Consider the following 20,407-nt stretch of genomic DNA (forward strand, 5'->3'; position numbering starts at 1 on the left):
TTTTGTGCAAGAGATTATGCAAAGCAGCAGCAACCTATTTCCTGTCGCCCTGATCAGCGCCGAACGGCGCGGTGATCTGAGCGAAGATGTCTATCGTTTGAAACCCGCGAACAGCCCTGACGCCAGCGTCGAAATCGCGGTGACGCGCCTGGGCATGGCCGACGAGCCAGCGGTGCGCGGCGTGCCGGTCATCCTGCTGCACGGCAGCTTTTCCAATCGCCGTTTCTGGTTCTCCCCCAAGGGCGTGGGCCTGGGTGCTTATCTGACGCGCCTGGGGTTCGATGTGTGGATTCCGGAAATGCGCGGCCATGGCTTGTCCCAGCGCAACCAGGACTACCGCAAGAACCGCGTCGCTGATTACGCGCGCTACGATCTGCCGGCCATTGGTGCATTCGTGCGCGAACAAAGTGGCCAGGTCCCGCACTGGATCGGCCACTCGCTGGGCGGTATCACCCTGGCGGCGGCGCTGGGCGGTCAGTACATCGGCGAGCCGGTGGTCGCGTCCGCGGCGTTTTTCGGTACCCAGGTCAGCCGTACCTATTGGCCGTTGAAGATCCCTCCGGTGGAGTGGAGCGGCCGCTTTATCCTCAAGCGCTTCGCCCAGTTGTCCGGGTCACGGCTCAAGCGCGGGCCGGAAGACGAGCCCATTGGTCTGGCGCTTGAGAGCATGCGCTGGTACGGCCTGTTCGGGCGTTTTGGCGATGCCGACAAGGATTGGTGGGCAGGCTTGGCCGAGGTCAATGTGCCGGTGCTGGCGGTGAGTGCTGTGGGAGATCATCAGGATCCGGCCTGGGCTTGTCGCAAGTTGTTCGATCAGTTGGGCTGCGAGCACAAGCAATTCATCAACCTGGGGCGCGAGCAGGGTTTTGCCGACAGTTTCGGTCACGTGGAAATGCTGGTCAGCAAGGCGGCGCAGGCCGAAGTTTGGCCGTTGGTGGCCCGCTGGCTGGCGGATCAACACACGCCGTTGCTGGGTGAACAGGCGGGCGTGGCCACAGCAATCTAAGCTGGAGGCTCTATCAGGGGCATTTCGCTCTGGTCGGCTTGCGGCTAAGATATGACGGATTGAGCTTTTTCGGTCATTTTCGATGATCGAACCATCCGTGATGTTCGTGCTGTCTCCCTTTTTACAGGAGTTTCTCGATGATCCATTACCTCACGCCTGACCTGTGCGACGCCTACCCGGAGCTGGTGCAGGTGCTGGAACCGATGTTCAGCAATTTCGGTGGCCGTGATTCCTTCGGCGGCGAAATCGTGACCATCAAATGCTTCGAAGACAACTCGCTGGTCAAGGAACAGGTCGAACTCAAGGGCAACGGCAAGGTGCTGGTGGTCGATGGCGGTGGCTCCCTGCGCCGCGCACTGCTGGGCGACATGCTGGCCGAGAAGGCCGCGAAAAATGGCTGGGAAGGGCTGGTGATCTACGGTTGCATCCGTGACGTCGACGTCATCGCGCAAACCGACCTGGGCGTTCAGGCGCTGGCCAGCCATCCGATGAAAACCGAAAAGCGTGGCATCGGCGACCTCAATGTTGCCGTGACCTTTGCCGGCGTGACTTTCCATCCAGGCCACTACATTTATGCGGACAACAACGGCGTGATCATCTCGCCTAGCCCGCTGAAAATGCCTGAGTAGTATTTGACCGAAGGAATGCGGATGTTCGAGGAAGAAAACGCGCAGTGGGGGTTGGTCCACGCCCTGGTGCTGGACGGTAAAGGCGGTGCGCGTTCGATAGCCCGGACAGAACTCGATGACTTGCAGCTTCAGGCCCATGAAAGCCTGTGGCTGCACTGGGATCGCAGTCATCCGCAAACCCAGACCTGGCTGCGCAAATCCAGTGGTTTGAGCGAATTCAGCTGCGATCTGTTGCTGGAAGAAAACACCCGTCCGCGTCTGCTACAGCTTTCCGACAGTGAACTGCTGCTATTTTTGCGCGGGGTGAACCTCAACCCGGGGGCCGAGCCGGAAGACATGGTGTCGGTGCGAATCTTCGGTTCCGCCCAGCGAGTGATCTCCCTGCGATTGCGGCCGTTGCGCGCCACGGAAGAGTTGTTGGTGCAACTGGCGGAAGGCAAGGGGCCGAGAACCGCCTCCGAACTCATCCTCTATATGGCGCAGTACCTGACCAACAAAGTGCAGGATCTGGTCAGCTGCCTCTCGGAAGTGGTCGATGAGGAAGAAGAAAAGCTGGATGCCGACGAACGGTATACACCTGAGCATGGAGAGGTTTTGCAGATCCGTCGCCGGGCGGCTGCGTTGAAGCGGTTTCTCGCTCCGCAGCGGGATATTTTCGGTCAACTGACGCGCATAAAATTGCCTTGGTTCGTCGAGGACGATGGCGATTACTGGAACGAATTGAACAACAGCCTTACCCGTTATCTCGAAGAGTTGGAATTGACCCGGGAGCGGGTGGGGCTGGTCCTGGAGGCCGAAGACCGAAGATTGAGCGTGCGCATGAACCGCACGATGTATCGCTTCGGGATCATCACCGGGATCTTTTTGCCGATGAGTTTTCTGACCGGTCTTTTGGGGATCAACGTCGGGGGAATTCCGTTATCCGGGAGCCCGTATGGCTTCCTCGTCGCCTGCCTGCTGATGATTGCGGTGGCGCTGGGGCAGTGGTGGATATTTCGACGTTTGCGCTGGGTTTGAATGTAAACCTTGTGACCCGACCAAATTTGACCGCGTCTTTCACAGACATCACGAGAGGTGCGTATGCACGATCCGTTTGAACAGTCTTTGCGTGACATGCTCAAGGCCAACCCGTCCACCCGGGACGACGATGCGTGCCTTGGCCGCGTACTGAAAACCGCCAACCGCCAGGTCGGCGCCGGCGATCTGTTCAGCTTGTTGGGCCGCTGGCTGCCCGCCCTGATGATCGCCCTCAATAACGGCTCGGCCCACGTTGCGCCGGTGTCCCGTCTTCGTAAACCTACCGCTCGCACTGCTGATAAGGCTGATTGAATATGGAACTTGATCTCTGGACACAGAGCCTCGTCACTGCAATGACTGCGCTATGGACCAAGGTTGCGAACTTCATTCCGAACCTGTTTGGCGCACTGGTTGTGCTGCTGCTGGGTTTCGTCGTGGCCAAGCTGCTGGACACGCTGCTGTCCAAATTGCTCGCCAAACTGGGTCTGGATCGCCTGATGGGCGGTACCGGTCTGACCAAGCTGATGTCGCGCGCCGGCCTGCAGGTTCCGATTTCGACGCTGATCGGCAAGATCGTCTACTGGTTCGTTCTGCTGATTTTCCTGGTTTCCGCCGCAGAATCCCTTGGACTTGAGCGGGTTTCGGCTACGCTGGACATGCTTGCGCTGTATTTGCCGAAAGTATTCGGCGCCGCGCTGGTGCTGCTGGTAGGGGTTTTGCTGGCGCAACTGGCCAATGGCCTGGTGCGCGGAGCGGCAGAAGGCGTAGGTCTGGACTACGCTTCCGGGCTGGGGCGTATTGCCCAGGGCTTGGTGATCATCATCAGTATCTCGGTTGCGATCAGCCAGTTGGAGGTCAAGACTGACCTGCTCAACCATGTGATCGTGATCGTTTTGATTACCGTTGGTCTGGCGGTTGCGCTGGCCATGGGGTTGGGAAGCCGGGAAATCGCCGGTCAGATTCTTGCGGGAATCTATGTGCGTGAGTTGTATCAGGTGGGGCAACAAGTGCGTGTTGGAGAGGTCGAAGGGCAGATCGAGGAGATCGGCACGGTTAAAACCACATTGCTGACGGATGAGGGTGAGCTAGTCTCTCTTTCCAATCGGATCCTTCTCGAGCAGCATGTGAGTAGCCGCTAACCCGGCAAATCCTGCTAATGTATGCCGCCGCAAAATGCCTGCTGATGCTGGCAGCGGCGGACATTGACCTGACTGTCGGCCCGACTTGTTTTGAATAAAGCCCAACCGCTATCCATGCGCTACGACCCCCGCGAGCTCTCTGATGAGGAGTTGGTCGCGCGCTCGCATACCGAGCTGTTTCACGTAACGCGCGCCTATGAAGAACTGATGCGGCGTTACCAACGAACATTATTTAACGTCTGTGCACGATATCTCGGGAACGATCGCGACGCAGATGATGTCTGTCAGGAAGTGATGTTGAAGGTGTTGTATGGCTTGAAGAACTTCGAAGGCAAGTCGAAGTTCAAGACATGGCTATATAGCATCACGTACAACGAATGCATCACGCAGTATCGGAAAGAACGGCGAAAGCGTCGCTTGATGGACGCATTGAGTCTTGACCCCCTCGAAGAAGCGTCCGAGGAAAAGGCGCCGAAACCCGAGGAGAAGGGCGGACTTGATCGCTGGTTGGTGTATGTGAACCCGATTGACCGCGAAATTCTGGTGCTACGATTTGTCGCAGAGCTGGAGTTTCAGGAGATCGCAGACATCATGCACATGGGCTTGAGTGCAACAAAAATGCGGTATAAACGTGCTCTAGATAAATTGCGTGAGAAATTTGCAGGCATTGCCGAAACTTAGTTCGGCGCAAAATTCTCTTACGTGTAGGCAAGTTCTGATAGAATTGCCGCCGAGTTGTCCCCCGGTTTGCGGGACTGCTTCACAATCACCAGATGGGGATTTAACGGATGAAACTGAAAAACACCTTGGGCTTGGCCATTGGTACTCTTATTGCCGCTACTTCGTTCGGCGCATTGGCACAGGGCCAAGGCGCAGTTGAAGGCGAGCTCAACTACGGGAAAAAGTACAACGACAGCGTGAACAACGTTGAAGATGGCTACACTCCTGGCGCCTCCATCGGTTACTTCTTGACCGACGACGTATCGTTGAACGCTACCTACAACAATGACGACCACACCCGTTCGAACAACGGTACTGGCCATCAGAAAATCGAAGGCGACCAGTTCGGTCTGAACGCTCAGTACCACTTCAACAACGCTGGTGACGCTCTGCGTCCATACGTTCAAGGTGGTGTTAAGCACGGCAGCATGACCAACGTAGCCGCTGACGGCCACACCGGTCGTGACCAGTCGACTTTCCTGACTGCAGGCGGTGGTCTGAAGTACTACTTCCTCGAAAACGTCTACGCTCGTGCTGGCGTAGAAGCTGACTACAAGCTGGACAACGGCCGTTGGGACTACATCCCGTCCGTAGGTCTGGGTGTAAACTTCGGTGGCGGCAACAAGCCAGCTGCTGCTCCGGTTCCAGCACCAGAAGTCTGCTCCGACAGCGACAACGATGGCGTTTGCGACAACGTTGACAAGTGCCCAGACACCCCAGCCAACGTTACCGTTGACGCTGATGGCTGCCCGGCTGTTGCTGAAGTTGTTCGTGTAGAGCTGGACGTGAAGTTCGACTTCGACAAGTCGGTCGTCAAGCCAAACAGCTACGGCGACATCAAGAACCTGGCTGACTTCATGAAGCAGTACCCATCCACCACCACTACTGTTGAAGGTCACACTGACAACGTCGGTCCTGACGCTTACAACCAGAAACTGTCCGAGCGTCGTGCAAACGCCGTTAAGCAAGTTCTGACCAACCAGTACGGTGTTGAATCGTCCCGCGTTCAGTCTGTTGGCTACGGCGAATCCCGCCCAGTTGCTGACAACAAAACTGAAGCTGGCCGTGCTGTTAACCGTCGCGTAGAAGCGCAGGTTGAAGCTCAAGCTAAGTAATTAGCTCGCCGCTCCGAGAAAAGCCCGGCCTAGGCCGGGCTTTTCTTTGTCTGCGATTTGGTGCCGTATCTGAAAAGATCGCAGCCTGCGGCAGCTTCTACACGGATCCCTGCATGAGCTGTCCAGGCTGCGACCTTTTGATCTTTTCTGCGGCTGCGACCTCGCCGATAACCAGAATCGCAGGACTCTTCAAACCAAAGACGCAGGCATCTTCCTCCATCGCTGTCAGATCACTCCGACACTCCCGCTGATGCGGCAGCGAAGCGTTTTCAATCATCGCCACCGGCGTATCCAGGGCCATCCCGCCCAGGAGCAACTGCTCACGGATCTCCCCGAGTTTGGCCACCCCCATGTAGATCACCAGCGTCGTCCCGCCCTGAGCCAGCGCCCGCCAATCCAGGCTGCTGCCGTCCTGGGTGTGGGCGGTCACCAGAGTCACGCCGCGTGCCACGCCGCGCAGTGTCAGCGGGATACCGCATTGCGTGGCGCCGGCAAGCCCGGCCGTGATGCCGTTGACCAGTTCCACTTCAATCCCGCGCTCACGCAACCACTGCGCTTCCTCGCCACCGCGACCGAAAATACAGGGATCACCCCCCTTGAGCCGTACCACGCATTTGCCCTGACGCGCGTATCGCAGCATCAGCCGATGAATGAAGGCCTGCGGCGTTGAGCGGCAGCCTCCGCGTTTACCAACGGGAATGATCCGCGCGCTGCCACAGTGCTCAAGGACGGCGTCATTCACCAGGTCATCGATCAGCACGACATCCGCTTCTCGCATCGCCCGAACGGCTTTGAGCGTCAGCAATTCCGGATCACCCGGGCCTGCACCGACCAGCCAGACTTTTGCGTTCATCGTGTTTTCCTCAGGCTTAGCCATGAAACAGCGCAAACATCAGCGCCAGATTGATCAACAACGATCCCAACGCCAGCGCGCGCCATACCTTCAACGGCTCGCGTTCCAGCAAGGGCCTGGGGCGCACGTTCAAACTGCGACGCTCCCCCTGTTCCATCACCAGCAACCATTCCTCCGCCGTTTCAAAACGCTGGGCCGGATCCGCCGCGACCGCACGTTCCAGGCTTTGCGTGAGCCATTCCGGCAGATCCGGGCGATAGCGGCCGGGATTGACCGGCACGCCGAAACGCGGGCGCTGGAAGGCTTCGATCTCGCCGTAGGGATAGTGCCCGGTGAGCAGGTAATACAAGGTCACCCCGACCGCATACAGGTCCTGTTGCGGTGCCGGCCTTTCACCGCGAAACGCTTCCGGCGCTATGTAGCTCGGGGTTCCGGGCAGGGTAGAGGGCTGGTCTTCGGAAAGGCCCGAGCACCAGGCCAGGCCGAAATCCAGCAGGCGTAACTCGCCGTCATCCCCCAGCAACAGGTTTTCCGGCTTGATGTCGCGATGCAGGATCTGCCGTCGATGCAGCAGCCCGACCGCCTTCAGAAGGCGTTCAGCCAGTTCCCGCCACTGGGCCAGCGGCAATGGCCCGCTCTGCGTGAACTGTTGCGCCAGAGTCGAACCCGCGTATTCGCGCATCACGTAGTACAAATGCTGACGCTGGCCCGCGACATGGACTTCAGGAAAATGCCGCCCGGCGACCCGCTTGAGAAACCACTCTTCCGACAGCAACGCCTGTCCGGCCAAGTGATCGTCATGCAGCGAGCCGGGCAGGGTTTTCAGCAGCCAGGGTTGTTGGTGAGCGTCACGCACCCGATACAGCAGCGACTGCCGACTCTGGCCCAGGATGGATTCGACATGCCAGCCTTCGAAGTCCTGACCCGGTTTCAGCGCCGGAGGCAGCGGCCATTGCTGCAAATGAATCAGCGCATCGCCGATGCTGGTTTCACCCAGGGCATCGACCCGCACCAGCATGGCGCTGGCGTTGTCCTGGCTACCGGCCAGGTGCGCGGCATTCACCAGTGTCTGCGCAGCGCTGTCGAGGTCCGGCTGATCGCGCAGAATCGCCGCAATCGCCGTATCGCCGAGCACCGCCCAGACACCGTCGCTGAGCAACACAAAGCTCTCATCGACCCGCAGTTCACCGTCGAGAAAATCCAGCACCAGATGCTGATCGAGCCCCAGCGCGCGCTTGAGCACATGCTGCATGCCCGGTTGATCCCACACATGGTCTTCACTGACCCGCTGCAACTGGTCGCCATGCCAGCGATACACCCGACAATCGCCGACATGGGCCAGGGTGAAACGCCGGCCACGCATGACCAGCGCACTGACTGTGGTCAGCAAGGGTTGCCCGCCACCATTGGCCTGCAGCCAGCGATTCTGCGCCAGCAACAGACGGTCCAGTGCCTGGGCAACGCCCCAGGTTTCCGGCGTGGCGTAGTAGTCCAGCGCCAGGGCCTGCAAGGTCGAGCGGGCGGCCAGGCCACCATCGGCGCACTGGCTGACACCGTCGGCAATGGCGAACAGGTAACCCTTGCTCGCGGCCAGTGCCGGGGCCGGCGTGACCAGGCGCAGGGCGTCCTGATTCTCCTCGCGCGGGCCAATGGCACTGGCTTCGGCAAAACTCAGCTGCAGGCTCATGGCAGTGTCAGACCCGTGCAGCCGTGACGGCGGCCGAACCCCAGGTGGTTCTCCAGCGACGTTTCACCCCGTGCAAGCCGAACCAGGCGAGCACCGCGAGACTGGCGAACAGCCACAGCGCCAATTGGTAGCTGCCGGTGCCTTGCTTGATCGCGCCCATGCCGGCCGCGAGGGCGAAACCACCGATGCCGCCGGCCATGCCGATCAGCCCGGTCATCACGCCGATCTCCCGGCGGAAGCGCTGTGGCACCAGCTGGAACACCGCGCCATTGCCGGCACCCAGGCCGAGCATGGTGCACACGAACAGTGCCAGGGCCGCGTAGGAACTCGGCAAATTGAAGCCCACGGCGGCGATGCAGATCGCCGCCACGGTGTACATCGCCAGCAAGGTGCGGATGCCACCGAAGCGATCCGCCAGTGCGCCGCCCAAGGGACGCATCAGGCTGCCACCGAACACGCAGGCGGCGGTGTAATAACCGGCGGTCACCGGGCTCAGCCCGTACTGGTCGTTGAAATAGCCGGGCAGGGCGCTGGCCAGGCCGATGAAACCACCGAAGGTCACGCTGTAGAAAAACATGAACCACCAGCTGTCACGGTCACCCAGTGCCTTGAAGTAGTCGGCCATCGACTTGGCCTTCGGCCGTTCCGGGGCATTTTTCGCGAGCCAGGCAAAGACGATCAGGGTGAGGATCAGCGGGATCAGGGCGAAGCCGAACACGTTGCTCCAGCCAAACGCGGCTGCCAATACCGGCGCAATCAGTGCCGCCAGTACAGTGCCCGAGTTACCCGCCCCGGCGATGCCCATGGCCTTGCCCTGGTGCTGCGGCGGGTACCACTGCGAGGCCAGGGGCAGGGCCACGGCGAAGGACGCGCCAGCCATGCCCAGGAAGAGTCCCAGCAGCAGTGCTTGTTCGTAGCTGTGGATGCCATGTTTCCAGGCGCCGAACAGTGCGGCGATCACGATCACCTGGCCGATCACTCCAGCGGTTTTCGGTGACAGACGATCGGCCAGCATGCCCATCACGAAGCGCAGGACCGCGCCGGCCAGAATCGGCGTCGCCACCACCAGCCCGCGTTGCTGGGTGGTCAGGTGCAGGTCGGCGGCGATTTGCACCGCCAGAGGGCCGAGCAGGTACCAGACCATGAAACTCAGGTCGAAGTAGAGGAAGGCCGAAAACAGGGTTGGCGTATGGCCGGATTTCCAGAAGCTTGAATTCATCGCGCACCTCAGCTGAAAGGAGTCTCGAACGGGAGTCAGTCGGGGCGCCGCCGGGCGGCACCACCGGCCCCGGGCAATGGGGCCAAAACAAAAAAACGCCGCTACCCGATTCGCCAGGGGCAAATGGGGTAAGCGACGTCTTTGTCGTGGGTGGGGCAACCGCCGTTGGTTACCTGTGGGGATTACAAAGCCAGATCTGTGCCAACAGGGTGAGACCGTATGATGGCCAATCGCGAGCAAGCTTTGCTCCTACAGGTTTCGGGTGAGTTCAATGTGGCGAACGACACAAAACCTGTAGGAGCAAAGCTTGCTCGCGATGGCGCCCTGACAGGCGACACACTCCCTCAGCCCAACAACTCACTCATGGCAATGATCTGCTCCGCCACCTGAATCAGCTTCTGCTGGCGGCTCATGGCCTGGCGGCGCATCAGGGTGTAAGCCTCTTTCTCATTACAGTCCTTCATCTTCATCAACAGCCCCTTGGCCAGCTCGATGCGCTTGCGCTCGGCCAGTTGCTGGTCGCGGGCGTGCAGTTGCGCGCGCAAAGCCTGGTCGCTTTCGAAGCGCGCCATGGCGACGTCGAGAATCGGCTGCAAGCGCTGTGCGTGAATGCCTTCGACGATGTAGGCACTGACCCCGGACTTGATTGCCTGGCGCATCACGTCAGGGTCGTGTTCGTCGGTAAACATCACGATGGGGCGCGGCTGGTCGCGGCTGACCAGCACCACTTGCTCCATGACATCGCGACCCGGTGACTCGGTATCGATCAGGATCACGTCCGGACGCACCGTTTCGACGCGTTCGGGCAAGTCGATGGTCAATCCGGATTCATCGATCACCTCAAAGCCCGCTTCGGTCAGGGCCGCTTTCAGGCGCCCGACTTTTTTCGCGGTATCGTTGATCAGCAGGATACGCAGCATGTTCGTGGTCTCCTGTCAGCGGCTGGCGAATCGATGGGCGCTGTCGCTCATCGCATGCAGTTTGAAGCCACGGGCATAACCGACCGGATCGGAGCCGTCCCAGACCTTGCCGTCGATCAACTGGCTGCTGCGCATGTCCGTGCCCGCAGCGGCGACACCCACGGCGCTGGCGGCCTCACGGTACAAGTCCAACCGTTGGACCTGCCGGGCCACGCCGAGGTAATCCGGGTCGTCACGCAGCAGGCCCCAGCGGCGGAACTGGGTCATGAACCACATGCCATCGGAGAGGTACGGCAAGTTGACCTCGCCATCACCGTAGAAACGCAACGCGTGGGGATCTTGCCAGCGATTGCCCAGGCCGTCGGCATAGTCGCCCAGCAGGCGCGGTTCGATGCAGTCCAGCGGTGCATCGAGGTACTGCGGTGCACTGAGCAATTGCGCGGTACTGCGGCGATTTTCGGTGCTCTCTTCAATGAAGCGACTGGCTTCAAGGATCGCCATCACCAGCACGCGCGCGGTATTGGGGTACTGCTCGACGAAGGCGCGGGTGCAGCCGAGGACTTTTTCCGGGTGATCGGGCCAGATGGCCTGGGTCGTCGCCAGGGTGAAGCCGAGATCCTGTTGCACTGCACTCGCGGACCACGGCTCACCGACGCACATACCATCGATACGGCCCGCCTGCAGGTGCGCAACCATTTGCGGTGGCGGCACCACCACGCTGTCGACATCCCGCAACGGATGAATGCCCTGACTGGCTAGCCAGTAATAGAGCCACATGGCGTGGGTGCCGGTGGGGAAGGTCTGGGCGAAGGTCAGTTTTGAGCGAGTTTGGTGCACGTGCCGGTGCAATGCTTCAGGACCGGTCACGCCCAGCCCTTGCAAGCCACGGGACAGATGGATGCCCTGGCCGTTCTGGTTCAGGCCCATCAGCACAGCCATGTCGGTCGGGGCGACGCCACCGATGCCCAGATGCACCGCGTAGATCAAACCGTACAGGCTATGGGCGGCATCCAGTTCACCGCTGACCAGATTGTCCCGCAGGTTGGCCCAGGACGATTGACGCCTGAGGTTCAGGGTCAGGCCGTAGGGCTGGGCAAAGCCCTGGGTGGCGGCAACCACCACCGAAGCACAATCGCTCAGGGCCATGAAGCCGAGATTGATTTCGCGCTTTTCCGGGGCATCGCTGCCATTGACCCAGGCCAGAGGGCCGACAGAGGGTTCGTTCATCGTCTGTTCACCTTGCAAAAAAAAGCGCCGTCCCGGTCCCTGCACGCGCAAGGCCGAGCGACGACGCCATTGTCCTGGCACGCATCCCGCCGTTGGCATGTGTGCTGATACCACTGCGGCTGCAAGGCATATGCCACTCAGGCTTTCATCAGCATTACATCAGGATTGCGCGCTTCCTCTCTTTCATCCTGCCGAGCTACGTCGAAAGGTCCAAAGGAGATTGGCGTGCACATCGAGTCATCCTGCACCACACGTTTTCCGGATGCCCGTTCCAGCGATCGGGTAGTGCATCTGCGCGTCAGCGAGTCCCCCGTTTATCTGGTCAGCGAGCAGTGCGCGCAAACCTGCTGTCTGCCGGCCGGCTGGGAAGGGCTGATGGCTGTCAACGGTGCATTTGAGGTGAAGGGCCGTTTGCAGGCGCAGTCGATCGTGCAGGCGCCGCTGATGAAATTGCAGGTATTCATCGACCTTGGCAACGCGTTGGTCGATCAACGACCCCTTCAGGCACCCTGGGCGCTATTGCCGGTGCCCTATCCGAACGTTGAGTCCGAGCGGTTGCTCGAGCGCTGGTACATCGCCCAGGCGATGGCCAGTGGCGAGGCGTGGCAAGCCTTCGCCAGTGTATTGCGGCATACCGAGAGTTACGGGCTTGTGCGCTTTTTGCTGGAGCAGGGCACCCATAGCGAAAAATTGACCACCCTGGCACAGCGCTATGGCGTTTCGGTGTCGCATTTTCGTCGCCTGTGCAGGCAAGCGCTGGGCACGGCGGCCAAGCCAGCGTTGCGTGGCTGGCGCACGGCCCAGGCGCTGTTGAACATGAGCCTGCGCGAAGGCTCCCTGACGGATGTGGCACTGGAGTTCGGTTTTGCCTCGTCGTCGCATTTTTCCAGAGAGATCCGCGAAATGGTGGGCTTCACGCCCAGCAGCCTGGCCGACATTACCTACCTTCCAGGCAAGTGAGCCAATGAACCGCCGAACGTTATCCCTCTTGCCCATCTCCTTGAGCGCCGTGTTGCTGCTCGCGCCCGTTGCCACGCAGGCCGATGTCTACAATTTCGAGGCTCGCGAACAGAGCGCGCGCACGTTTTTCAGCGAACTGGCGGGGCCACTGGGCAAGCCGGTAATCGTCAGCAAGGCCGCGGCGATCAAGCGGATTTCCGGTACGTTCGACCTGCGTACGCCACAGCGGACCTTCGAGCGGACCGCCTCGAAAATGGGCCTGATCTGGTACAGCGACGGCCAGGCGATTTATCTGTACGACGCCCCGGAAATCAAAAGCTCGATGGTCTCGCTGCAAACACTGACCGTGGCCAGGCTACAGGGGTTTCTTGAGCGTTCCGGGTTGCACGATCCCCGGTATCCGTTGCGCCATGACGGCCTGCGCACCTTTCATGTGTCGGGCCCGCCGATGTATGTCGACCTGGTGGTGCAAGCGGCCGGGATGATGGACAACCAGCGTTCGGAACTGCTGCTGGGCAAGCAGCAGATTGGCGTTATCCAGGTACGCAACACCTTTGTCAGTGATCGCAAATATGAGCTGCGCGATGACAAGGTGACCATCCCCGGGCTGGCCACCGTGATCGAGCAACTGTTGCGCGGCGAGAAGCGTGAGGTGGAGCCGTCGGTGGTGCAGACGCCGACTCAGGTGCCGACACAACGACCGCAGCCACAGATGCCGGCATTTCCCCTGGAAGGTCTGGCAAACCCATCTTCGGATCAGGATCCGGCGGCACCGCGCATCATTGCGCGGGATGTCGCCGCCGGAAACATCCGGGTGGTGGCCTATCCCGACACCAACAGCCTGCTGGTCAAGGGGTTGCCGGAGCAGGTGCGCTTCATCGAGAACCTGGTGAGCGCCTTGGACACACCGAAACGGCACGTCGAGTTGTCGTTGTGGATCATCGACTTGCACAAGGATGAACTCAACCAGCTGGGCATCAACTGGCAAGGCACGATCAATTCAGGCGGCAAATTTTCCGCATCGCTCAACGCGGGCTCGGCGACCACCCTCGATGGCGTCTCGTTCGTGACGCAGGTCATGGCGCTCGAGCGCACCAACCGGGCGAACGTGGTCTCGCGCCCGGTCATCCTCACGCAAGAGAACGTGCCGGCGATCTTCGACAACAACCGCACCTTTTATGCCCCGCTGGTGGGCGAGCGCAGTGTCGATCTGCAGCACGTGACCTATGGCACGCTGGTCAGCGTATTGCCGCGTTTCGCCCAGGCGGACGAGGTCGAGATGTCGCTCAATATCGAGGACGGCAACGAAGTCGAACGACCTGATCAGGACAAGCAGCCAGGTACCTTGCCGACGGTTGGCCGCACACGCATCAGCACGGTGGCGCGGGTGCCCCAGGGTATGCAGCTGGCACCAACAAGTACCGTCCATGCTGCTCGAGCGACTGATGCTGCAATTTTCCGAGCCGGTCGTTCGCCTGCACAGGCAGTGGCCGGTCACCGAACCCGATACAGCCCTTTTTTTTATGGCGGTGCAGCATGCTCGACGCTATCCGAACCCTGACTGAATTTGCTGAGTCGGGCGATGTGTACCTGGCTCGCGAAGACATGGCCGCAGCACGTCAGCGTCGCCAATTGCAGCATCAGGCCCGACGCTGGGCCCGCGAATGTGTCGACCAGGCTCGGCGCGACGCCGAAGCCATTCATGCCCAGGCCTTTCAGGAAGGCTATGCCGAGGGCATCTTGCGCGCGACGGAACACCTGGCCAGCGGCTTGCTGGAGTCGCAGGCGTTGGGGCGACGGTTGCGCGAGGACCTTGCGCAGGCTGCTCGCGATTTGCTTGCGCAAGCCTTGAGCCGGCCCGAATGGCTGGATGAGATGTTGGAGCGCTGGTTGAGGGATCAACAGCACGACACGGACGCCGTGCTGCAAGTGCTGCTGCCAGTGCATTGCCGTTCGCTGGGCAATGAATTGCACGAGCGATTGAGCCGTTTTTGGCCTGGCGACCTGGTCCTCGACTATCACTCCCAGGAACGCTATGTGGTGCGGCTCGCCGATCAACTGCTCGAATTCGATGTTGAAACCAGTCGGCAACGACTGGAGCCGCGGTTGTTGGCGTGCGTCGCCAACTTGCCGGCGTCGGTTCGGTCACTGGAACAGAAATCGATGCAGGCGCTTACGGATTTGTGTTCAACCTTCGTCGAGCGTTCTGCCGGTTCCAATCACGCTGAGCTGACCGGGGTTCGCCATGAAGATTGATGCCATTAACAACCGAGGCGCACTGGACAGCAGTGAGAGTGCGTCGGTCAAGACCCTGGAGTCGCGCTTGCTGGCTGCCGGTCTCGAACTATCCGACAGCAGGCGAGACAGATCGACACGTGCTGGGGAGAGCCAATGACTTTATCGAGCATGGAACGTTGCCCGAAGAGTCGATCACTGAAGACTTTTTCGCCCGCGCCGCCCAGTTGAACGCAGTCGATACCGAGCAATCGCGTGAAAGTCGTATGCGTACGCTGCTTGAGGCTGGCCTGGAGCTGCTGGAGAAAGCCAGGGATCCGGCAATCAACCTGCTGAACGTGACGGCACGCACAGGCCTGGTCGTCACGCTGACTACGGTATTACGCCAGCTTGTCAGTTATTACGTGGAGAAAGCCATCAGGGAAGGCGATTCATCCGACGCCACGCGCGCATGGGCGGTGGCCGCGATAACGATGATAGGTCCGGCCGTGAGTCTGATGGGGGCTATCCGCGATGAGTGCTCAGGAACCTCCACTGTTCAGACACGACTCGGGCGAGTGTGCATGGCCAGCATTACGCTGGGGGCGTTACTGTTGTCGCACCTGACCGGTGCCTCGAAAAACATGCTCACCGCTGTGATCAGTACGAATGTGTATACGGTGGCTCGAGATGTGGCCAACGCATTCTTTCCTCTGCAAGACAACGCGGGGGCACCCTCAACCTTGTCCACCGGAGTGACGACGGCAGCTTATGGAACCGTTCAATTTGCATTGGAGCAATTGAATGCTTTGATGCCTCTCAGTGGTGCGGGGCGGTATGCGGCGGAGCTTGGTTACAGTCTCGGGGCGGATGTCATCCAGGGCACATTGAACGCTGTCGGGGCGATCACAGACGATTTCATCTTTATCCTGTGCAGAAGCTGGTCATTGCTATCGCCGTCTACTGGATTGGCTTTGACTCCACCTGACCCCGAATCTCTACAACGAAGTGTCCTTGAGGTACGTGCCGGAGCGCGAGTGCCATCGAGGGAGCAACTGGCCAATGCGCTGCTTAACGTCAACGCCTCCCGAACGTCGGCCTTCCAGGCACTCAATCACGCATTGGGAGCGGCGGGGGTCATGCTGGCCCTCTCTGATCTGGATGAAGGTACTCAGGGTCATCTTTTGGTGCTGGGTTTGGCGACTGTGCTGATGCTCATCTATTTTCCATTCATCTGGACGTGTTCACAGCGTGTTGAACGTGTCAATGAGCCTGCGCCACTGAGTGAAAACCCTGCGCCGTAGACACTGTGCGTGGTCTTGTCTCGAGCGAGGTGTGGGCGGTGTCGCCCGCGCCCTCGCCTGTGTCCCTCCACCCGGCTATAATCGCCGCCACTTTTCGCCGCCTCGAGTCCTAGCCGCCCATGTACACCCTGGCCCGTCAGCTGTTGTTCAAACTTTCCCCGGAAACCTCCCACGATCTGTCCCTGGACCTGATCGGCGCAGGCGGGCGTCTGGGGCTCAACGGTTTGCTGTGCAAGGCACCGGCGAAGAAGCCGGTGACGGTCATGGGCCTGGACTTCCCCAACCCTGTGGGGCTGGCGGCCGGTCTGGACAAGAACGGCGCGGCCATCGACGGTTTCGCCCAGTTGGGTTTCGGCTTTGTTGAAATCGGCACCATCACGCCGCGTCCGCAGCCAGGCAACCCCAAGCCACGGCTGTTCCGCCTGCCGGAGGCCGAAGGGATCATCAACCGCATGGGTTTCAACAACCTTGGCGTCGATCACCTGCTGGCCCGCGTCGCGGCGGCCAAATACAAGGGCGTGCTGGGCATCAACATCGGCAAGAACTTCGACACCCCGGTCGAGCGTGCGGTGGACGATTACCTGATTTGCCTGGATAAGGTTTATGCCCACGCCAGCTACGTGACGGTCAACGTCAGCTCGCCGAACACCCCGGGCCTGCGCAGCCTGCAATTCGGTGACTCGCTCAAGCAATTGCTGGCCGACCTCGCCGCCCGCCGCGCCGAGCTGGCGCTGCGTCACGGCAAACACGTGCCGCTGGCGATCAAGATCGCTCCGGACATGAGCGACGAAGAGACCGCGCAGGTTGCCCAAGCCTTGATCGAAACCGGCATGGACGCGGTCATCGCCACCAATACCACTCTGAGCCGCGTCGGTGTCGAGGGTATGGAGCATGGTGACGAGGCGGGCGGTCTGTCGGGTGCACCGGTTCGCGAGAAGAGCACCCACACCGTGAAGGTGCTGGCGGCGGAACTGGGCGGTCGCTTGCCGATCATCGCGGCGGGCGGAATCACCGAGGGCAAGCACGCGGCGGAGAAAATCACTGCCGGCGCGAGCCTGGTGCAGATTTACTCGGGCTTCATCTATAAGGGCCCGGCGCTGATTCGCGAATCCGTGGATGCCATCGCAGCCCTGCGCTGATTCCTGTAGGAGCACGGCTTGCCGGCGATGGCGATCTTAAGGACGCCATCGCCGGCAAGCCGTGCTCCTACAGGGGTTGTGTCCGGCCAAACGGCAGGCATAAAAAAGGGCTCCTTCTAAGGAGCCCCTGGGCCGGAGCCCGCCGTCCGGATGGGACGTGCGTGGTTAATTCGTCAGCTGTTCAGATTGTCGTGTCGGAAGAATGTGTGCCCTGTGTTAGCCGACAGCGTGAAGTTCGTTGAGTCTGTGGATTCCCGCAGTGCCGGTCATACCGTCCCAGTTGTCGCCGCGTCCTTCTCGCCAGCCGTTGATCCAGGCTTGACGTACCGACGGTAGAGTAAATGGGCAAAGCTCACGGGATTTACCACCAACCCCATATTGATAGCCGCGCAAAAATGCTCGTTCCAAAGGATCACGCTTAAGTCTTCTCATAGGGTATTGCCCTCACTTGTTGACTGTATTTATCGCGTCGACCTCTATCGAGGCCAGGCAGAAAGACTCTGCCATTTGGGGCCCGCTGCCGGCGTGGCGAGCCAAAGTGTTGGCGTCATGGCGGCGCCAACCTGTGTTGATTTCTAACCAATGCGTCACATCGAGGGAATGATCGTTTTGTCATAAGCACGTAACCAATCATGTGCTAAGGCCATAAGTAACACGATGTTATCCAGTATTTATTGGTCAAAGCCCTGTATGATCGGCCCCCCGCTGGATAAGGGGGGCAATCCTTTACTGAGAATGTCTCGCGTTGTAATGCGGCATTATTCGACGAAGGGTCGACTTATGACATTTTATTGCATCAACTTTTTTATCTGTCCTGGCATCTAAGCTCCTTTAACCCGAGCAGTCAGGGTGGAACGGCACACCTTCGTGCCACGCGGGCGCTCTTCGAGAAAAGCGCCTGATTGAAAACCGGGCCGGCAATGCGTTGCCGGTCCACTCAGCTAAAGGCTCCGTATCCTCATGTCCGATCGTTTCGAACTCTTCCTCACTTGTCCCAAAGGCCTTGAAGGCCTGCTCATCGAGGAAGCCGCCGGGCTTGGCCTTGAGGATGCACGTGAGCACACCTCTGCCGTGCGTGGCATGGCCAGCATGGAAACCGCCTATCGCCTGTGCCTGTGGTCGCGTCTGGCCAACCGGGTGCTGTTGGTGCTCAAGCGCTTCCCGATGAAAAACGCCGAAGATCTCTATCACGGCGTGCACGACATCGACTGGCAAGACCACATGCTCAATGACGGGACCCTGGCCGTGGAGTTCAGCGGCCATGGCTCGGGCATCGACAACACCCACTTCGGTGCCCTGAAGGTCAAGGACGCCATCGTCGATAAACTGCGCACCCCGCAGGGCGACCGTCCCTCCATTGACAAACTCAACCCGGACCTGCGCATCCACCTGCGCCTGGACCGTGGCGAAGCCATTCTCTCCCTCGACCTCTCGGGCCACAGCCTGCACCAGCGCGGTTATCGCCTGCAGCAAGGCGCGGCGCCGTTGAAGGAAAACCTCGCGGCGGCGATCCTGATCCGTTCCGGCTGGCCACGTATCGCGGCCGAAGGCGGCGCGCTGGCGGACCCGATGTGTGGTGTGGGTACCTTCCTGGTGGAAGCGGCGATGATCGCCGCCGATATCGCGCCGAACCTGCGCCGCGAGCAATGGGGTTTTACCGCCTGGCTCGGCCACGTGCCGGCGCTGTGGAAAAAGCTGCATGAAGAGGCTGCCGAGCGTGCCGCGGCCGGTCTGGCCAAGCCGCCGCTGTGGATTCGCGGATACGAAGCCGATCCGCGCCTGATCCAGCCGGGTCGCAATAACGTCGAGCGTGCCGGCCTGAGCGAGTGGATCAAGATCTACCAGGGCGAAGTCGCGACCTTCGAGCCGCGTCCGGACCAGAACCAGAAAGGCCTGGTGATCTGCAACCCACCCTACGGCGAGCGTCTGGGCGAAGAGGCGAGCCTGCTCTACCTCTACCAGAACCTCGGCGAACGTCTGCGTCAGGCCTGCCTGAACTGGGAAGCGGCGGTATTCACCGGCGCGCCGGACCTGGGCAAGCGCATGGGCATTCGCAGCCACAAGCAGTATTCGTTCTGGAACGGCGCCTTGCCGTGCAAGCTGTTGCTGATCAAGGTGCAGCCGAGCCAGTTCGTCACCGGCGAACGTCGCACCCCCGAGCAGCGTCAGGCCGAGCGTGAACAGGCCGAGTACGATCAGTCGCCGAACGTGCCGCAAGAGCGCCAGTACAACAAGAATGGCAACCCGATCAAGCCGGCCCCCGCGCCTGTGATCGAGCAGCCGCGCCTGAGCGAAGGCGGGCAGATGTTTGCCAACCGCCTGCAGAAGAACCTCAAGGCCCTGGGCAAATGGGCCAAGCGTGAAGGTGTCGATTGCTATCGCGTCTACGATGCCGACATGCCGGAATACTCCATGGCCATCGACCTGTACCACGACTGGGTCCACGTCCAGGAATACGCCGCCCCCAAATCCATCGACCCGGAGAAGGCCTCGGCGCGCATGTTCGATGCCCTGGCGGCGATTCCGCAGGCGCTGAACATCGACAAGAGCCGCGTGGTGGTCAAGCGTCGCGAGCGCCAGAGCGGCATCAAGCAGTACGAGCGTCAGGCCGCCCAAGGCAAGTTCGTCGAAGTCAATGAAGGCGGCGTGAAGCTGCTGGTCAACCTCACCGATTACCTGGACACCGGCCTGTTCCTCGATCACCGGCCCATGCGCATGCGTATTCAGAAAGAGGCCGCCGGCAAGCGTTTCCTCAATCTGTTCTGCTATACCGCTACCGCCAGTGTGCATGCGGCCAAGGGTGGCGCGCGCAGCACCACCAGCGTCGACCTGTCGAAAACCTATCTGGACTGGGCACGGCGCAACCTGTCGCTCAATGGTTTCTCGGACAAGAACCGTCTGGAGCAGGGCGATGTGATGGCCTGGCTGGAGAACGCCCGGGACGAGTACGACCTGATCTTCATCGACCCGCCGACCTTCTCCAACTCCAAGCGCATGGAAGGCGTCTTCGATGTGCAGCGCGATCAGGTGCAACTGATCGACCTGGCCATGGCGCGCCTGGCAGCCGGCGGTGTGCTGTATTTCTCCAACAACTTCCGCAAGTTCGAGCTGGAGGCCAATTTGTCCGAGCGTTATGCGGTCGAAGAGATCACTGCCCAGACCATTGATCCGGATTTTGCCCGTAACTCGAAGATCCACCGCGCCTGGAAAATCACGGCTCGTTGACGCTTGTTGTGATTGGATCCACAGAGCCTTGAT

General features: G+C 60.4%; 19 protein-coding genes. 13 read left to right on the top strand and 6 right to left on the bottom strand.

The window, feature by feature from the left end:
• The first annotated feature begins 16 nt into the window (after positions 1 to 16).
• The 7 genes from DKY63_RS28180 to DKY63_RS28210 all read left to right on the top strand — a co-directional run bounded on the left by DKY63_RS28180 (position 17) and on the right by DKY63_RS28210 (position 5,626).
• Positions 17 to 1,006 carry an alpha/beta fold hydrolase gene (locus DKY63_RS28180; RefSeq protein ID WP_110967122.1) on the top strand — a complete coding sequence of 330 codons (990 nt, stop codon included), beginning with the start codon at positions 17 to 19 and terminating at the stop codon, positions 1,004 to 1,006.
• A 140-nt stretch (positions 1,007 to 1,146) separates the two neighbouring features.
• On the top strand, positions 1,147 to 1,635 hold the full coding sequence (gene rraA / locus DKY63_RS28185) for a ribonuclease E activity regulator RraA (RefSeq protein ID WP_204354374.1): 489 nt from the start codon (positions 1,147 to 1,149) through the stop codon (positions 1,633 to 1,635).
• A 21-nt stretch (positions 1,636 to 1,656) separates the two neighbouring features.
• Positions 1,657 to 2,652, top strand: coding sequence for a zinc transporter ZntB (locus tag DKY63_RS28190; protein ID WP_110967124.1), 996 nt, complete (start codon positions 1,657 to 1,659; stop codon positions 2,650 to 2,652).
• Positions 2,653 to 2,715: 63 nt separating this feature from the next.
• Positions 2,716 to 2,964 (top strand): CrfX protein, encoded by a 249-nt coding sequence (locus DKY63_RS28195; RefSeq protein WP_110967125.1) that lies wholly within the window; start codon positions 2,716 to 2,718, stop codon positions 2,962 to 2,964.
• Positions 2,965 to 2,966: 2 nt separating this feature from the next.
• On the top strand, positions 2,967 to 3,791 hold the full coding sequence (locus DKY63_RS28200) for a mechanosensitive ion channel family protein (protein WP_007916401.1): 825 nt from the start codon (positions 2,967 to 2,969) through the stop codon (positions 3,789 to 3,791).
• Between the two features lie 90 nt (positions 3,792 to 3,881).
• Positions 3,882 to 4,472, top strand: coding sequence for an RNA polymerase sigma factor SigX (sigX, locus tag DKY63_RS28205; RefSeq protein ID WP_110967126.1), 591 nt, complete (start codon positions 3,882 to 3,884; stop codon positions 4,470 to 4,472).
• Between the two features lie 107 nt (positions 4,473 to 4,579).
• The gene (locus DKY63_RS28210; RefSeq protein ID WP_110967127.1) at positions 4,580 to 5,626 is read left to right on the top strand and encodes an OmpA family protein; all 1,047 of its coding nucleotides are present in this window, start codon (positions 4,580 to 4,582) and stop codon (positions 5,624 to 5,626) included.
• 97 nt (positions 5,627 to 5,723) lie between these two features.
• Here DKY63_RS28210 and cobA read toward each other — a convergent pair whose 3' ends face one another.
• The 5 genes from cobA to DKY63_RS28240 form a co-directional block, all read right to left on the bottom strand.
• Entirely contained in the window at positions 5,724 to 6,479 is a 756-nt protein-coding gene (gene cobA / locus DKY63_RS28215) for a uroporphyrinogen-III C-methyltransferase (RefSeq protein WP_110967128.1), read from the bottom strand.
• A gap of 16 nt (positions 6,480 to 6,495) precedes the next feature.
• Complete coding sequence (locus DKY63_RS28220; RefSeq protein ID WP_110967129.1) at positions 6,496 to 8,166, bottom strand: bifunctional protein-serine/threonine kinase/phosphatase; 1,671 nt, start codon at positions 8,164 to 8,166, stop codon at positions 6,496 to 6,498.
• Positions 8,167 to 8,173: 7 nt separating this feature from the next.
• Complete coding sequence (locus DKY63_RS28225) at positions 8,174 to 9,385, bottom strand: nitrate/nitrite transporter (protein ID WP_110967130.1); 1,212 nt, start codon at positions 9,383 to 9,385, stop codon at positions 8,174 to 8,176.
• Between the two features lie 344 nt (positions 9,386 to 9,729).
• Complete coding sequence (locus DKY63_RS28235; protein ID WP_110967132.1) at positions 9,730 to 10,305, bottom strand: ANTAR domain-containing response regulator; 576 nt, start codon at positions 10,303 to 10,305, stop codon at positions 9,730 to 9,732.
• A 15-nt stretch (positions 10,306 to 10,320) separates the two neighbouring features.
• On the bottom strand, positions 10,321 to 11,532 hold the full coding sequence (locus DKY63_RS28240; RefSeq protein ID WP_110967133.1) for a CmpA/NrtA family ABC transporter substrate-binding protein: 1,212 nt from the start codon (positions 11,530 to 11,532) through the stop codon (positions 10,321 to 10,323).
• Positions 11,533 to 11,757: 225 nt separating this feature from the next.
• Between DKY63_RS28240 and DKY63_RS28245 the strand changes: the two genes are divergently transcribed.
• From DKY63_RS28245 to DKY63_RS28265, 5 genes are all read left to right on the top strand, one after another.
• Complete coding sequence (locus DKY63_RS28245; RefSeq protein WP_110967134.1) at positions 11,758 to 12,492, top strand: helix-turn-helix domain-containing protein; 735 nt, start codon at positions 11,758 to 11,760, stop codon at positions 12,490 to 12,492.
• A gap of 4 nt (positions 12,493 to 12,496) precedes the next feature.
• Positions 12,497 to 14,053 (top strand): type III secretion system outer membrane ring subunit SctC, encoded by a 1,557-nt coding sequence (gene sctC, locus DKY63_RS28250; RefSeq protein WP_110967135.1) that lies wholly within the window; start codon positions 12,497 to 12,499, stop codon positions 14,051 to 14,053.
• Positions 14,029 to 14,748 carry an oxygen-regulated invasion protein OrgB gene (locus tag DKY63_RS28255; RefSeq protein WP_110967136.1) on the top strand — a complete coding sequence of 240 codons (720 nt, stop codon included), beginning with the start codon at positions 14,029 to 14,031 and terminating at the stop codon, positions 14,746 to 14,748. The genes sctC and DKY63_RS28255 overlap by 25 nt, the downstream gene beginning before the upstream one ends.
• Positions 14,748 to 16,010, top strand: a complete 1,263-nt coding sequence (locus tag DKY63_RS28260; RefSeq protein ID WP_239499335.1) for a hypothetical protein — start codon at positions 14,748 to 14,750, stop codon at positions 16,008 to 16,010. The genes DKY63_RS28255 and DKY63_RS28260 overlap by 1 nt, the downstream gene beginning before the upstream one ends.
• Before the next feature lie 119 nt (positions 16,011 to 16,129).
• On the top strand, positions 16,130 to 17,149 hold the full coding sequence (locus DKY63_RS28265) for a quinone-dependent dihydroorotate dehydrogenase (RefSeq protein ID WP_110967137.1): 1,020 nt from the start codon (positions 16,130 to 16,132) through the stop codon (positions 17,147 to 17,149).
• A 216-nt stretch (positions 17,150 to 17,365) separates the two neighbouring features.
• On the opposite strand, the gene rmf is transcribed toward DKY63_RS28265, so the two are convergent.
• Complete coding sequence (gene rmf / locus DKY63_RS28270; RefSeq protein WP_003223300.1) at positions 17,366 to 17,581, bottom strand: ribosome modulation factor; 216 nt, start codon at positions 17,579 to 17,581, stop codon at positions 17,366 to 17,368.
• A gap of 528 nt (positions 17,582 to 18,109) precedes the next feature.
• On the opposite strand from rmf, the gene rlmKL reads away from it, so the two are divergent.
• Positions 18,110 to 20,374: a bifunctional 23S rRNA (guanine(2069)-N(7))-methyltransferase RlmK/23S rRNA (guanine(2445)-N(2))-methyltransferase RlmL gene (gene rlmKL, locus DKY63_RS28280; RefSeq protein ID WP_110967138.1), complete on the top strand. Its 2,265-nt coding sequence runs from the start codon at positions 18,110 to 18,112 to the stop codon at positions 20,372 to 20,374.
• The last annotated feature ends 33 nt before the right edge of the window (positions 20,375 to 20,407 follow it).

The sequence above is a fragment of the Pseudomonas putida genome, from assembly GCF_003228315.1.
Taxonomy (GTDB): Bacteria; Pseudomonadota; Gammaproteobacteria; order Pseudomonadales; family Pseudomonadaceae; genus Aquipseudomonas; species Aquipseudomonas putida_S.